Annotated in this window: 12 protein-coding genes; all 12 read right to left on the bottom strand. The window is 70.9% G+C overall.

Annotation, left to right across the window (positions count from 1 at the left end):
* On the bottom strand, positions 1–366 hold a 366-nt coding region (locus KDK95_RS30985; RefSeq protein ID WP_212521891.1), incomplete at its 3' end, for a hypothetical protein.
* Complete coding sequence (locus tag KDK95_RS30980) at positions 363–680, bottom strand: hypothetical protein (protein ID WP_212521890.1); 318 nt, start codon at positions 678–680, stop codon at positions 363–365. The genes KDK95_RS30985 and KDK95_RS30980, both read right to left, overlap by 4 nt.
* Before the next feature lie 91 nt (positions 681–771).
* A complete protein-coding gene (locus KDK95_RS30975) occupies positions 772–1,173 on the bottom strand; it encodes a hypothetical protein (RefSeq protein WP_212521889.1) in 402 nt (133 codons plus the stop codon).
* Positions 1,174–2,859: 1,686 nt separating this feature from the next.
* The gene (locus KDK95_RS30970; protein WP_212521888.1) at positions 2,860–3,834 is read right to left on the bottom strand and encodes a C40 family peptidase; all 975 of its coding nucleotides are present in this window, start codon (positions 3,832–3,834) and stop codon (positions 2,860–2,862) included.
* A gap of 52 nt (positions 3,835–3,886) precedes the next feature.
* Positions 3,887–4,942 carry a replication-relaxation family protein gene (locus KDK95_RS30965; protein ID WP_212521887.1) on the bottom strand — a complete coding sequence of 352 codons (1,056 nt, stop codon included), beginning with the start codon at positions 4,940–4,942 and terminating at the stop codon, positions 3,887–3,889.
* Between the two features lie 89 nt (positions 4,943–5,031).
* On the bottom strand, positions 5,032–7,482 hold the full coding sequence (locus KDK95_RS30960; protein ID WP_307844808.1) for a type IV secretory system conjugative DNA transfer family protein: 2,451 nt from the start codon (positions 7,480–7,482) through the stop codon (positions 5,032–5,034).
* 47 nt (positions 7,483–7,529) lie between these two features.
* On the bottom strand, positions 7,530–9,416 hold the full coding sequence (locus tag KDK95_RS30955) for a VirB4 family type IV secretion system protein (protein ID WP_212521886.1): 1,887 nt from the start codon (positions 9,414–9,416) through the stop codon (positions 7,530–7,532).
* Positions 9,413–10,321: a PrgI family protein gene (locus tag KDK95_RS30950; RefSeq protein ID WP_212521885.1), complete on the bottom strand. Its 909-nt coding sequence runs from the start codon at positions 10,319–10,321 to the stop codon at positions 9,413–9,415. The genes KDK95_RS30955 and KDK95_RS30950 overlap by 4 nt, the downstream gene beginning before the upstream one ends.
* On the bottom strand, positions 10,314–10,517 hold the full coding sequence (locus KDK95_RS30945; RefSeq protein WP_212521884.1) for a hypothetical protein: 204 nt from the start codon (positions 10,515–10,517) through the stop codon (positions 10,314–10,316). Before KDK95_RS30945 ends, KDK95_RS30950 begins: the two co-directional genes overlap by 8 nt.
* A gap of 2 nt (positions 10,518–10,519) precedes the next feature.
* The gene (locus tag KDK95_RS30940) at positions 10,520–12,460 is read right to left on the bottom strand and encodes a TrbL/VirB6 family protein (protein WP_212521883.1); all 1,941 of its coding nucleotides are present in this window, start codon (positions 12,458–12,460) and stop codon (positions 10,520–10,522) included.
* Between the two features lie 25 nt (positions 12,461–12,485).
* The gene (locus KDK95_RS30935; RefSeq protein ID WP_212521882.1) at positions 12,486–12,827 is read right to left on the bottom strand and encodes a pilin; all 342 of its coding nucleotides are present in this window, start codon (positions 12,825–12,827) and stop codon (positions 12,486–12,488) included.
* Positions 12,828–13,109: 282 nt separating this feature from the next.
* Positions 13,110–13,859 (bottom strand): hypothetical protein, encoded by a 750-nt coding sequence (locus KDK95_RS30930; RefSeq protein WP_212521881.1) that lies wholly within the window; start codon positions 13,857–13,859, stop codon positions 13,110–13,112.
* Positions 13,860–14,545 lie beyond the last annotated feature (686 nt).

The raw sequence follows: 14,545 nt of genomic DNA, 5'->3' as shown, positions 1-14,545 counted from the left end.
GCCGAGTTCCGTCAGGACTTCGCGGGCGCCTCGGGCGGCGAGTTGCAGGTCCGAGACCGCGTGCCACAGGCGGCGTTGGGCGTAGAAGATCTCGGCGTTGCGCAGCATCGCTTGGGCGGCGAGGGCGCGCCCGGCGGGGGTGTCGTGCGGGATCTGCTGCGGGGCGGTCACCGGTATCGCGGTGATGTCCTCGGCCAGGGCGGCGAAGGCGCGTTCCTGGCGGTCTCGGGTTCCGGTGGCCAGGGCGATCGCGTCGCAGACCTCGGCGGTGACCTTGTCGTGCCAGTCGAGGTAGAGCCGGTCGTATTGGGCGTCGGTCAGTTGCGCGATGGTGTACGGGCGGGGCGGGTTGAGCAGGCTCGTCAAGGTTTCGCTCCGGTGGTGCGGGTCAGGTTGATGACATCGGGGTCGGCGGCGAGGTCGCGTTCGGTCTCGTCGAGTTCGGCCGTCAGGCGGGCGAGGTTCGCGCCGGTGTACTGCTTGGCCCAGCTCTCGCGGGTTTCGTCGGGGTAGGTCACGGTCCACCGGGCCCATTCGATCGCCTCCCCGCCCCGGGTCAGCGGCCCGAACCGTTGCACGGTGATGGTGTTTCCGGTCTTCTTCGAGGTGGCGGTGATCGCGTCGGTGAGCGGGGCGCTGCGCGGTATGGGCAGGTTGCGGGTCGGGGCGGTTTTCGGCATGGGGATATCCAGGAACGCACGGGGTGGTAAGAGGCGCGGCGGGTGAGGTGTCAGAGGCCGTAGCGGCGGTCGAGCTCGATCGGGGTGTGTGTCAGCGAGCTGTCGCGGGCGTGGTCGTGTTGGCGTGCGCGATCAGTGCGGCGTGCACCTTCGGCAGGAACCATTGGTCCTCGGGTTCGAGGTTTGCGTCGCGGGCGTCGACCGCGATGGTGTCGTGCCAGATCACCCCGGTGTCGCCGAGCCGTAGCGGGGCGGTGATCAGGATGCTGTTTTCTTCGGTGACCGGGCTGGCGTCGCTCGTGATCGCCAGCCAACTGACGTAGGCGCAATCGATCACCACGTGCTCCCCTGTCTTCGGCAGTCGGGCGGTGGTCAGGTACGGGCCGTATTCCGCGAGGAAGTCGGACTCCTGCTCTTCGGTGGGTGCGTACGCGGCGGGCAGCGGTTGGATCTGCGGTTCCGCGCCGGGGGTGTGCGGGATGTGGGCGGGCATCGAGAGTCCTCCTCGTCTTGTGTGGGCTTAGGTCAGGCGGGGGTGCCGTCGGTTTCGTGGGCGAATCGGGCCATGGCCGTGGTGTGGTCCGGCAGCATCGCATTCGCGGTAGACCGGGCCGTATAGCCCGATTTCGATACGGCTACCGTCAGGGCGGTCGGCGGTCAGGTGGCCGTGGCGCATTCGCGCGTCGCGCGGTACGGGCCTTGCGGCGGCAGGCACGCGGTAGCCGGGCATGTCGTTTCCTTTCTAGTGTTCCCGCGTTTTTGGCATAGCTCACGCAGGGCTTATGGGCGGTTGGGGTTTTGTTTCATTGCGGCACCGGTGCCCCGTTCGAGACTTTCCGTTTCGCCGCCATATTCATTCTATCTCGATTCCCGGCTTATATCTAGCGGTGATTTTCGCCGGTTTCTTGCGGTCAACATCCCGGTTCGCGTTTCCCGCTTCGGGCTTTCCCTCGGGGATGTTGGTACTACCCTATCTCGATTCCCGGCTTTTATCTATTGCGATATTCGCCGTTCCCTTTCGGGTTTGTGTCCGGTTCGCGTTTCCCCGCTTGGGGCTTTCCCCCGGGCACATTCAAAATATATCTCGCCCCGAATATACGTGTCCAGCCTTTCCTGTTCCTCTGAATACGTCGTCGGCCCAATGGCCTAAGACCGTTTTCAAGACTCTTTACGGAGCGCGGCTCTGAAAGCGTCGTCGCCCGGGCCCGTAGCCTCTAGATCATGAATCAGTGACGGATCGAGAACTTTCCGTGAGTTTCGGCGCGGGCGCGGCGGGCGCCCGATGCTGCGCCCGCCGCGCCCGGATATGCCTGCTGACGTGCTGGTTTCCGGGGACGAAACCGCGAGAGTCACTTTCCGTAGGGCACAGGATGCATTCCGTCACCTCGGGTGGCTGACGAGGTGTCCGCGTCGCGGCGGGGGGTGTCGCGGGAGGTGAACGACCGGCCGGCCGACGACACGGAACGAATAAATAAGAATGAGGTAGTGATAGATACATGAGGTCAACAGATGACGCGGGAAAGGGGCTGAACAAAAGTCAGCGGACACGACGCGGAGGGGGCGGGGCACTCACGTTGATCGGAAGAGACCCATTCTGTAGATCAAGTCTGGTTGCGAATTCGCGCGACTTTTCACCCTGACCTGCGCAGATGGCGAGGGGTGGGGGTCCGTTCTTAATGGTGCTCCGGAGCGGTACCCCGACCGGTCCTCCGATCGGACCCCCGATCGGCAAAGGGGGTTTCTCAGGATTCTTCCGATCGTGGTTGGGGGTGTCCGCTGGGGGGGTGGACGCTGCGCTGTCCGCCGGTTTCGACCGGGGCGCGGTAGGTGCGGGCGGCCTGGGTCCGCTCCGATGCCGACGGGTTCGCGGCCCTACGGACGCGGTCGAGTCGAGGGGTGCGGGTCCACGGCAGCGGCTCTTGCTCGCGCCTCGACCCTGGCCGCTTGCCCGGCACGGCGGTACCTGGCGCTAGGCGCCGTGGCTGCCGCCGGGGTTGCCTCGTCGAAGTGAAGCGGGCTCGGATTGAAGGGCCGACCTGCGGAATCGCCGTGAATTCCATTGTTTCATCGGCACTGGCGGCGGATCAAGCGCTCTGGGCTTCCCCGTGCTATCGTTTCAAGAAGCCGTCGTCTCTACCCCGGCGGCCGCCTGGGGACGGGCGTGCCGGGCGGTGCGCGGTTATTGCGGGACGATTCTCCGGAATGCCACGGCCTGGGTGTTCCAGTATCCGCCGTTGAATTCGGATAGCTCGATATTCTTTCCCGTCTCGGGGCTATCCAGGACCAGGTTTTCCCCTAGGAATATTCCGACATGGCCTGGGTTGGTGGGGCTTGCTCCGGCTTCGCTGCCGACGGTGAAGATGAGGTCTCCAGGTTTCAGGTCGGCAGCGGAGGCGACCGCGGTGCCGGAGTGAACCTGCTGGTAGGTGGTGCGCGGCAGGTCGATGCCGGCCGCGAGGAATGCTCCCATGACAAGCCCTGAGCAGTCGTAGCCTGCGGGGCCGGTGCCTCCGTAGACGTAGGGTTTTCCGAGTTGCGCGAGGGCGTAGTCGATGGCGGTGACCACCTGCGCGGGGGTGCCGGCCGGCAGGGTGAAGCTCGCCGGGAGTCCGTCGGCGTAGGCGGCGCCAGCCCCGAGGTCGCAGGCGCCGACCGTGCCTGCGAACGTAGCCACCAGCTGCTCGGCGACCTTCTGCCAGGCCGCGTACGCATCCGGATACCCGGATTCCTGGACGTCTTGGGCCGCGGTGGTCAGCGGGAGTTTCTGCCAGTTCGGAACCTGCTCGAGGGCCTGGTAGAAGCGGGTAGCAGCATAGACGGGGTTCATGATCTGCGCGGGGGTGCCCCAGCCTTGGCTGGGGCGCTGTTGGAAGAGACCGAGGCTGTCACGGTCGCCGTAGTCGAGGTTCTCAAGGCGTGATTCCTGGATGGCGGTGGCGATCGCGATCGCCTCGCCGTACGGCGGGATGTTCATTGACACCCCGGTGGTGTAGATGACGCGTGCGTTGGCGACCTGCTCGGCGGTTAGTTTCTCGCCGTCGCCGATGTCGGTGCCGATCCCGGCCGAGCCGGTGGAGCACACCGGGGTCTGTCCGGTGGTGCCGCCGAGGCCGAGGAAGCTGGCGGCACCGGCGCCGGCCGCGCCGATCAGCACGACGATCAGGGCGAGTCCGGCGACGGCTGCTGCGGCGATCTTTCCGATCGTGTCACCTCCTGGCGTGCGGGTCGGCGGGCGGGAGCGGCGCGGGCGGTTCGATCCACCAGGTCGGCGCCGCCGCGGCGCCGGCCGCGGTTCGCGTGCTCGCGGCGGCCGGGAGGAGCTGGTCGAGGTCGATGAGCGGGAGGCGTTTGACGGCGCGGCCGGGGATGCGGGCGCGGCCGGTGTACGCGCGCCATACCGGCCCACTCGGACCGCTCTCGGCGGCGTTCAGGGCGTCGGGGCTGGTGGTGGCCACCGGCACCCGTGGCGGGTCCTGAGCGAGAAGTTGGTGCAGGTGTTCTTCACGACGGACGTTGGGCAGGTAGAACAGGACCGGGGTGGGGCTGGTGGCGGCGGCGAGCTTCGCGTAGCCGGGCAGTTTCGCCGACAGCCGGCTCAGGGCCTCGGTGCCGGTGTCGTATTCGAGGAAGAACCGCAGGTTCCTGGCTTCGGCAGGTTCAGAACAGGCGCGGGCGAGAGTGTAGTGGCCGTAGCCGTCGGGGCGGGCGAGGTCCTGCCACAGCCGCAGGCAGCGGCGCTCGGACCACCACGCGGCCAGGCGGCCGCCTGCGGGGTCGGTGCGGTGGGCGGCGGCGATGCGCACGAACACGTCGTTGCAGCCGACCGTGTGCGGAAGATGGGTCGAGACGGCGATCTGGTGGGCGCGTTGACGGGAGTAGCCGAACTTGCGCAGGTTCAGGTCGAGCGAGGCGGCGAGGTAGGAGGCGCCTGCGGGGCCGAGGACGTAGTGTTCGGGGGCGGAGCCGTTGCCGCGGCGCTGCAGCGGCCGGAACCGGTCGAGCACGCGCAGTTCGTGGGTGAGGGTGGCGAGCCGGCGCCGGGCGATGCGCTCGCTGCCGAAGCCGAGTGCGGCGATCTGCCTGCTTGTCAGGACCCTGTGTTCGTGGACCATCGCGATGATCCACTGGTCGCGCGGGGTCAAATGGGCGGCCAGCAGTGCCAGCTGCGCCCGCCTGGCTTGCGGGACGGGCTCCGGTTCGGGGCCGGCGGGCAGGTAGGCGGGTGTCGTCGGCGCGGCGGACAGCGGGGCGGATGTGCTCAACGGGGGGTGATCTCCTTTGCCCGTAATGGGTTGCGGACCGTCTCGTCGCGTCGCGCGCCGCGGCGCGCGACGCGACGAGACGGTCGGGATTAGTCGGCTTCGGGCCAGAACCGCGGGTCGGCCTCGGCCGGGGCGGGCGCGGCGTCCTGGGTGTCGGTGTCGTCGGTGGGGCCGGGGGCGCGGCCGAACGCGGCGCGTGCCACCTCGCGGATGAACCGGTCGCGCCCCGGGATCGCTGGAGGCAGCGGCGTGGTGCGCAGGGTGAACGCAGGCTTCTCCTCGCCCGCGGCGACCAGCCTCGCCGCGGCCTGATACACCCCGAGGTGGGACAGGTCGTGTGCGTGCAGCAGTGGGGAGGTGTGCCGTTCGAGCTCGCGCGCGTCCTCGGGGGAGGCGTTGAAGAACACCTTCGTTCTCGCGTTCGCGGAGATGCCCTCGCGCAGGTCCTTCGGCAACTGCGCCAGGTTCTGGTGCGCGAAGGTGAGCGAGAGACGGTAGCCGCGGGCCTCGGCGATGATGTCCTCGACCGGGTACGGAAGGTTCAGGAAGTTCTGCCCTTCGTCGAGGTAGAGGCTGCAGTCGATCCGCTGGGACTGCGGGATCCGGGCGCGCTTGGACGCGCCCTGCCAGGCCTTGGCCACGATCAGCGACCCGATCAGCTGCGTGGTCTGCTCGCCAAGGATCCCCTTGGGGATCCTGGCCAGCAGCAGACCGCCGTCGAGGACCTGGCCCATGTCGAAGCTCGAGGGCCCCGACGCGATCGAGTTGCGCACGAACGACCTCAGGAGGAAGGCTCTGAGCTTGTTCATCAGCGGCCCGATGATCGAGGCCCGGTTCGCCTCCGTGAGCTGCTCGTAGGACTCCCAGAAGCCCTTGAGGACCGGGTCCGTGATCCCCGCGGTCTTGCGGGCGCGCACGACCGGGTTGGTCAGCAGGTCCGCGACATCCCCGAGGTGGGAGTTTCCGGAGGGGTCGTTGGTCAGCAGGGTCAGGCAGGCGGCGCGGAACACGTCGTCGGTCCGCGGACCCCAATAGGCTCGGAATATTCGGCTGAAAATGCCGGTGACGTTGTCGACCACCATGTCGCGGTCATCGACCTGGTCGCACTGCAGCACGTTCAACCTGGGCGGGCAGGCCGGGTCGTCGGCGTCGAACAGCACGGTGCGCGAGGCGACCGAGGCCGGCAGGCGGGAGAGGATGTCGACGATCATGTCGCCCTTCGGGTCGACCACGATCGCCCCGCGCCCTGCCTGCACGTCGTCGAGCAGCATGTGGGTCATCAGCGTGGACTTACCAGAGCCGGTCGCGCCCATCACGTGCAGGTGGTGGCGGGCGTCGGCGACGGCGAGCCCGACGGGGCGGGCGATGCCGGTGTCCGTGGTCCCGATCGGCTTGATCCCCTCCTCGGGGTTGGGGGCAAGGATGCCGGGCGGCGGTGCGATCGAGGCGGCTCCGGCGCGTTCGATGCCGGCCGCGCCGGGGTCGGTGGGCAGGTGCGCGATCACGGCGAGTTCCGCGGCGGCCAGCAGGTGCCCTCGTCCGTGGAAGGCGCGGGCGGCCAGCACAGGGGCGGGGTCGGACAGGCGTTTGCGGGCGAACCAGTTCGCCCCCGAATACACGCTGAAGGCGGAGGCGATCTGGTGGGCGCGGCCGCGCAGCCGCGGCGAGGACTCGCGCTCACCGGGCTCGCTGCTCGCCGCCGCGTACGCCACGCGCACGTCCCACAGGCCGCCGGCGGCCTTCGCCGAGGCGGCACGGTACTGCGCGGCCTGCGCCGGATCCATCCCGCCCGTCCCACCGCCCTGGGTCTTCACCGGGGCGCGGCGTGCTCCGGGGGTGAAGGCGTCGAGGATCCGCTGGGCGGGGGTGTCGGCGCCGCCGCCGCGCAGCAGCCTGACTTTCCGCCTCGCCTGCCGGGCGCGGCGTCCGGTGACGGGCCGGGCGAGAATCTGCACCGCGGCGTATTCGGCCCCGCCCAGGCTCGCGCAGGCCCCCAGCAGCGGGCGCAGCGGGTCGACGTCGTACTTGGTCTGGATCGGAAGGACCTCGCTACGGGCGAGCACGAGCCGCCCGCCGGTGGCCGCGGCCGAGATCGGCACCGGCGCAAAGTCGGCGGTTGCTGCGTCGGCGGTGGTGGTGTGCGCGCCGGGCCAGGCGGCGCTGATCGCCCGCTCGATCATCTGCGGCGGCACGGTTCCCGGCACCCACACCCGGATCGACGCCCCGGCCCGGGTGAAGCAGTACTCGAACCCAATGTGCGGCTGACCCGAGAACAACCGCGCGCGCGGCGGGCGCAGCAGCCCAAGCAGGTGCGACCACAGGGCCTCGGCCCCGTGGATGTCCACGCGCGGCGGGGCGAGCACGGTGATGATCCGCGCGTTCTCCCGGTACGCGGCTTGCCACCGGGCCCTGATCCGGGCTCGGGCCGCCAGGAATCCCGCGGCAGCGAGCAGGACCGCCGCGGCTACGGCGGGGCCGGCGAACCGGCCGTCCTGGGCGATCGTATGCCCGAACTGGCGCAGGACGGCGCCGGGATCCACCAGCAGGCGGGTCAGCGGGCCGGTCGGTGCGATGCCGGTGGAGGTGTTCAGAGCAGATCTCCTTCAGGGTCGTCCGGGTGGGTGAAATCGACGGGTTGCTCGCCCGGCTCGGGGCCAAGGTGGGTTGACGTCGGCGCGGCGTCGGCGAAGTAGCCGTCCACCTCTTCCTCGGGGAGCTCACCCGGGGAGGTCGAGGCGAGCTGGTGCTCGAAGTCGGAGGCGATCACCTGGAACGCGACCCGCGCGCTACCCGCGGCCAGCAGACCCAGGCCGGGGCCGGCGGAGGCGATCAACGCGGCCTCGCCTTCGGACAGGCGGAACGCGCGCACCACCGCCTCAAGGGCCTGGGGGGCTTGGCAGAACAGGACCTGGGTCGCGCTGTTCGCCACGATCGCGGCCCCGAGTTCCGAGGCGAGCAGGTCGGCGATGTCCTGCGTCGTCACCGCCAGACCGGCCCAGCGTTTGCGCGCGGCCTTGGCCATGCGCAGCAGGAACTTCGCTCCCTCCGGATCGCGCATCAGCAGCCAGGCCTCGTCGACCACCACCAGCCGGCGGCGCTGCTCCGGCGAGGTGACCTGCCGCCAGATCGCATCGAGTACGAGCAGCGTGCCGACGGTGCGCAGCTCGTCCGGCAGCTCCCTCAGGGAGAAGACGACCAGGTGCCCGGCCGGGTGCGTGCTGGTCGGCCCGTCGAACAACCCGGCCCAGGAACCGCGGGTGAACGGCTCGAGCTGCCCGGCCAGCTCGAGCGCGACCTCGCTCCCGTCCGTTAGGGCGTCGACCAGGTCGGCGAGCACCGGGGCGGGACGGGCCCAGCTGCGCGGATCGGATGTGATCCCGCGCGCGGCGTAGGCGGCCAGGATCGCCTTGTCCAGCGCGGCGCGTTCGGCCGCCGACAGCGTCCTGGCCAGCAGCACCGGGATGAACGTGTGGATGAACAGCGCCCTTCGGAACAGCGCGTTCGAGCCCGCCCCGGTCTCGGCGGCGGTGTGCAGTGGGAGGTCGAAGGGGTTCAGGCGCACCCCGTCGGCGCCGAGGCTCAGCACGCTGCCGCCGACCGCGTGCGCGAGCCGGGTGTATTCGTGTTCGGGGTCGATCACGAACACCTGCACGCCCTGATACAGGTTCCGCAGCACCTCGCACTTGGTGAAGTACGACTTGCCGGACCCGGAGCGGGCGAGCACGACGGAGTTGTGGTTGTCCTGCGTCCACCGGTCCCACAACACCAGCCCGGAGGAGGCGGGGTTGGCCCCGTACAAGATCCCCGTGCTCGGGGTGGTCTCGGCCGGGTCGGCCGGGGCGAGGTCCGGGCTGGTGAACGGGAACGCCGCCGCCAACGCGGCGGTGTCGAACGTCCGGGTTGCCCCGATCGCGTCGATCCCCAGCGGCAGGCAGGTGCTCCAGCCCTCCAGCGACCGGTAGGTCGTCGGGGCCGTGGCCACCAGCAGCGACGACGCCAGGGACCGCACCGCGGCGACCTCGCGCTCGAGAGACTGTTCGGTCTCGGCGTAGACGGTCAGGTAGAGACCGACCCGGAAGAGCTTTCCCTCGCCGCGGGCGAGCCGATAGGCCAGGTCGGCGGCGTCCTGCGCGGCGGCCTCCGCCTCCGGATCGAGCAGCCGTCCGTGCTCGTAGTCAGAGCGGCGGTTCGACTCCATCCGCGCCCGCGCCCGCCGCAGCTTCGTCGCCGCCGTGGTCGGGTCGATCGGGGTGATGTGCAGCGACACATCGAGGCGTCCCGGGTAGGTCAGCAGCGGTTCAAGCCACCCGGCATGCACCTCGGCCGGATAGCCGGTGACTGCAAGCGACGCGCAGAACGAACCGCCCACCTCCAGGTGCCGCGCAGCCACCCGCACCGCGTCCGGGCCCGGGATCGGCGAAAGCTCGGCGCACGGGGCATGGTCGGCGCGCCGCGCGCGCAGAGAAAGCCTCATTGGAAACCTCCGGGGTTCTCATTCGCGATCGCGTCGGCCAGCAGGCCGTAGGCGCCGGCCGGGGTGAAGGGCACGACGCTCACCTCCGCGCCGGCGAGCACCGCACCGGACTCGGCGTGCCGGCGCGAAAGCCGCAGGCCCGCGTCCGTGGCGGCCGCCGCCTGTGGTTCGCGGGCGACCAGCAGCACCTGCCGGCCGAGCAACTGCTGGTGCGCGGACAGGTGCGCGAGGAACGCGGCGTGGTCGCGGCAGGCGTCCTCGAGCCGCGGATGCGGCAAGGCGCCAGCCGCCTCCTCGAGGTCGGCGACCAGGCCGGTCAGGTCCATGCGGCGGGTGCGCACCAGGATCTGGGTCGGGCCCGAGAGCGAGTTCAGGAACCGGCCGAACCCGGTCACCAGCGCGTTCTGCTCGCCGCTGGTGCGCAGCGCGAAGTTGACCGTGGAGCACGCGGCGATCTGCGCGTAGCCGTGCTCGCGCACATCGAGCACGCCGGCGCCGTCGACACCCGCGGCCGGCAGCACCAGCGGCGCGGGCCGCGGGCCCGCGGCCCGACGCCAGGCCTTGGGCAGGATCGAGGGCATGGGAGGGATCCCTTCGGGGGCGTGGACCATCAGCCGCGGCCGGCGGGCGTGGCGGGCGGCGGCGAGCAGGAACCGGTCGGCGCTGATTCCGTCGCGCGAGCCCAGCGCGATCCCGGCCGCGACGGTCAGCGCGAGGACGAGCGGGGCGAGCAGGATCGCGAGGGGAAGGTGCGGGGCGGCGCGGTGGACCGCGGTGAAGATCAGCCAACAGGCGGCGCCGGTCCCGGCGATGATCGCGACCTGGCGGAAGGTCAAACGGGCGACGACGGCGTCCGGGCGGTCGATGTCGGCGGGGATCCGCGCGGCGTAGTACTCCTCAGACACGCCAGCGCCCGCCCAGCCGCTCGCCCTCGCGGCGCCGGACCTCAAGGGCGATCTGCCTGGCCGGGCGGTACGGCAGGCTCCGCGCCGCGATACGCCGGGCCTTGAGTCGCCGGGCGACCTTCACTGCGAACGCCGGGGCACGCCAACTGCTGCGGCGGTGCCGGCCGGCGGGACGGAAGAACGACTTCTTGCTCATGGCTAGCTGTTCCTTGACTCTCTCGAGGCGGCGCCGCGCGTAGTCGCGGCGCGCGGTGATGCGGACGGCAGCGTGCCCGCAGCGGCCCGCGCGGACGGTGAGGCAACTGCGCCACCCGCACGCGGCCGGGTGGTCGGCGAGGCGGGGGTCGGTGCCGGGGCGGTCGGCTTCGTCGCGGCGGGCTTGGCTGTCGGTGTGGTCGGGTTCATGCGGGCGGGGCTGCGCGGGAACAGCGCCTCCTGCCGGAACCGCGGACCACCAGGCGTGGCCGGTGCCTCGCGGGCACCGCCACCGCGGGCGAGCCGGCGCCGCTCTGCCTCGCGGTCCTCGAGCCAGGTGGTGGGCTGCTCCGGACGGCTGAGCGCGTTGCGGGCCAGCCGGTGGTCGCCCGGGGTGGCGCGCGCTTCGAGCTGCTTGCGCCCGCCGCCGGGAATCGGGATCGGCATCTGATGGTGCGAGCCCGCACGCGTCCGAACCGCCTCGCCGGTGGCGCTGCCCATGCTCGCCGGCGCCGTGCCGTCGGGGGCCAGGCGCGGTCCCTGTCCTGCGGACGCGCTGGCCGAGGGTGCCGAGACCGAACGGCGCCTGCCGCCGGCGGTCGCCGGTTCCGTGCGCGAGGCTGCAGCTCCCCAGCCGCCTCCGCCCGGCGCGGGCTTCGGCCCACCGCCGCGCGTTGCTCCGCCCGCGCCGCCGGTCGGTCGGGGGCGGTTGGGGCCGGCGCCGGTCTTGCGGCGGATCGGGAATCCGCCAGGGCCCTTCTTCATCCCGAGCATGCCGAGGGTCTTGTACGCGATGGCCGCCTTGGCGATCCTCATCAGCCCCGACCCGGGGCTGATCCCGAGCATCGAGCGTCCGACCCAGGTCGGGATCTTGATCAGGATCCAGCACAGGGCGATGAACACCAGCGGGTCGACCCAGGCGTTGTTGTTCGGCAGCCCGAGGATCGAGACGTTCGCGTTCGGGTCGAGCATCACATCGAGCGCGACGACGAACGCGAGGGACTGCCCGAGCTGGATCAGCAGGCAGCCGGTCATCGCGCGCCACCACATCCGCGCCATCCCGTCCGCCCCGGGCAGCGCGTGCATCGACAGGGCGAGCGGGGCGGCGACGGCGAGGATCACGGTGATCGCGACCCGGATGATGTAGGTCAGCAGGATCGCGACCAGCATCACCAGCCCGCCGAGCAGCAGCAGGACCAGGAAGATCCCGCCACCGCCGAGGACCTGGGTCGACAACTGGTGCCCGAGCGCGGCGCCGGCGGTCGCCGGGCTGATGGTGTTGCCGAGGATCGCGGTCGCCACCGCGTTCGCCAGGCGGATCATCAAAGCGATCAGGCCGAGGGAGGCGTTTCCGGCGATCATCCCGACGGCCAGGCGCGGGACGACCTCCTTGGCCGAGAACCGCGACTGCACCGTGCCGTGCGTGGTCACGATCACCGCGCCGGCCAGCACGATCAGGATGTAGAGGGCGTTGGCCAGAAGGGCCATCTGCGTCCAGATCCGGGTGACCCCAGACATCACCGTCACATCCGGGGTGCCGAGCAGGGTCGCGCCGAGCAGGTCGAGCATCGGGGTCAGCGCGCTCGCGGCGATCGAGGCGAACCAGTCGTTGATCGCCTTCTCGATCTGGCCGGGGATGTCGTACCAGGACGGGTCGCTCCCGCCGCCGGTCGACGGGCCTGAGGTGGTGATCGGGGACGGCGCGGTCACCGCCCCGGTCGGCGCGCCCGGCCCGAGCCCGATCCCGGGACCGGTCGAGTTCGGCGACGGGCTCGGGACCGGATCGGCGAGCACGACCCGGCCCGCGGTCGAGGACGGCGGGCTCGCGGTGGCGGCGCTCGCGGCCGGCGCGGCGAGTACCGCGCCGAGCGCGGCGATCAGGACGCAGGCGGCCAGGCGCGCCGGTCGGCGGCGAAGCGTGCGCCCGCCGCGAGGCGGGCGCACGCTGATCTCCTCGGGAGCCATGGGTTCAGCCGCCGACGATCGACTTGAGGATCGTCATCACGACCGGGGCCAGGATCGCCAGGCAGTAGCCCATGGCTGCGGACTTGAACGCGGACTTCGCCTTCTCGACCTCGCCCGGGTTGCCGCCCGAGATCACGTACCTCACGCCGCCGATGACCAGGAACAGGGTCGCGAGACCGGCGAGGATGCCGACCAGCCAGTTCTCCAGGTTCGAGATGACGGTGGGGATGTCGTCGGCGGCAAGCGCCGGGCTCGCCGCGCCGAGGGTCGCAAGCGCGGTCGCGGCCGCGGCGCTCACACCGGCACGGGCAATCACGCGCCGGGATATTCGGGGGGTGGTGCTCAACGGATGTGCTCGTTTCAGGTGGTGCGAGAAAGGGGGCTGCGCCGCGATGTGCGGCGAGAAGGCCCGGCCGGGCGCGCACGACACCTGCTCCTTCCAGGGGCGGTGTCGGGGAGGTGGTGGAGGGGTCAGCGCCACGCGGCGAGCTGACCCGGCCGGGGCCGGCGACCGGGGCCGCCCCGATTCGGGCGGGCGCGGTCGTGCGGCATACCAATAAAGGCGAGACAGGCCCGTTTTTCTCGGACGACTTTCTGACGTCCCGTCAGCCGGGCTACGCCGACGGGGCTAGACGTGCTCGAGATCGCCGTCGCGGATCGCTGCGGCGAGCTTGTACCCGGCGGCCCGCCGGCGGTGGTAGAAGGTCGACAGCCCCATCCCGTACTCGGCCGCGACCTTTCGCGCGTTCTCCTCGTCCAGGCAGGTGCGGCTGATCCAGTCCGCCTCGTCCCGGTCGATCACCCCGGCGGCGACCGCGCGGGCCAGAACCAGGTCCGGGTGGCCTTCCGGCACCAGCGGCATCACCGCGGTGTGCGAGGGCAGCTCGTGCCGGTCGACGACAGCGGCGGCCTCGGCCCGCCGGGCGTGTCGGCTGGCGAAGAACGCGCGCCAGGCCAGCCACCCGCCCACGTCCGTGATCCGCGGATCATCCACGTCCACCTCGCGCAGCGCGGCGAGGAACTCGGTGAGCACCTCGGCCTGGATCTCGTGGGCATCGGCCGGGGACTTGCGGCACGCCTGCAGCACCTTGCCGGCCAGCGCCCGCCACGACAGGCCGACCGCCGCCAGCGTCCAGGACGCATCCCCGGCCTGGGCGCGGCGCACCACCGCGCCCCACAGCGCGCGCTTGATCGCCGGCCGGGTTCCGGCGGCATCGAGCAGCCGCTTGATCTCCGGCAGGAAGATCTCGCGCGCCGGAGCGATGAACCCTGCCGTCTCCTCGACCGGCACAGCCATCGGGCACGGCTCGGCCAGCAGAAGCTGGAACGAGGCGCGCAGCGTGTCGAACGGGGTCTCGGCGAATTCGGTCTCGCACATGACGGTGCTCCCTTGAAGATTCCGTGGTTGATCGGGAGCGCCATCGAAAAGCCGACCGGTCGCACTTTCGGCTCACTCCGGTCGCACACAAGTCGCACTCCGGTCGACGACCGGCCCGAAAGGCGTGCGACCGAACTGCCACTTTCCGCCGTGACCACCGTGCCCAGCCGGCACACCGGCGTCGGCGTGGGGCCGCGAAAATTCAGGAAAATCCTTCTGCCAGGCCCTTGCGCGCCACGCGCCGCCGACGCAGCCGCACTGCCCGGGGAACGCGGGCGATCACGAGCGCCGGGGGGCCGTTCGGGAGTCCGCCACGGTGCGACCAAACTGCGACTTTCGCCTTTGACCTGCGCGAATACCGTCCCGAGCGGGTCCTCGGACATAGAAGCCGGGTCGCGGCTTCCCGTCTTCAGGTGCCTCCGGTTCCAGATCCGGGCCGGTTCCGCACCGTCCGGTGTGCGACCGGACTGCGACTTTCTCCCCTGACCTGGCACAACGTCGCCACGGCCGACCCCGGGCGGGCAGATGCCGAAAAAACCGGTCCACGAATTCGCCGGCCGGGCGAGAAAAAACGCGTGCGAAATCGCGCGAGAAAAACGGGCCTCCCTCGCCTTTATTGGTTAGGTCAGCACCACCGGCGGCCGCACGAGACCGCCACCCCGCATGCACAACCCCGCCCCGGAAAC

The organism is Actinospica acidithermotolerans (assembly GCF_018139625.1).
Taxonomy (GTDB): domain Bacteria; phylum Actinomycetota; class Actinomycetes; order Streptomycetales; family Catenulisporaceae; genus Actinospica; species Actinospica acidithermotolerans.
Note: the sequence above shows the minus strand (reverse complement) of the source record. Positions and strands in the feature narration are given on the sequence as shown.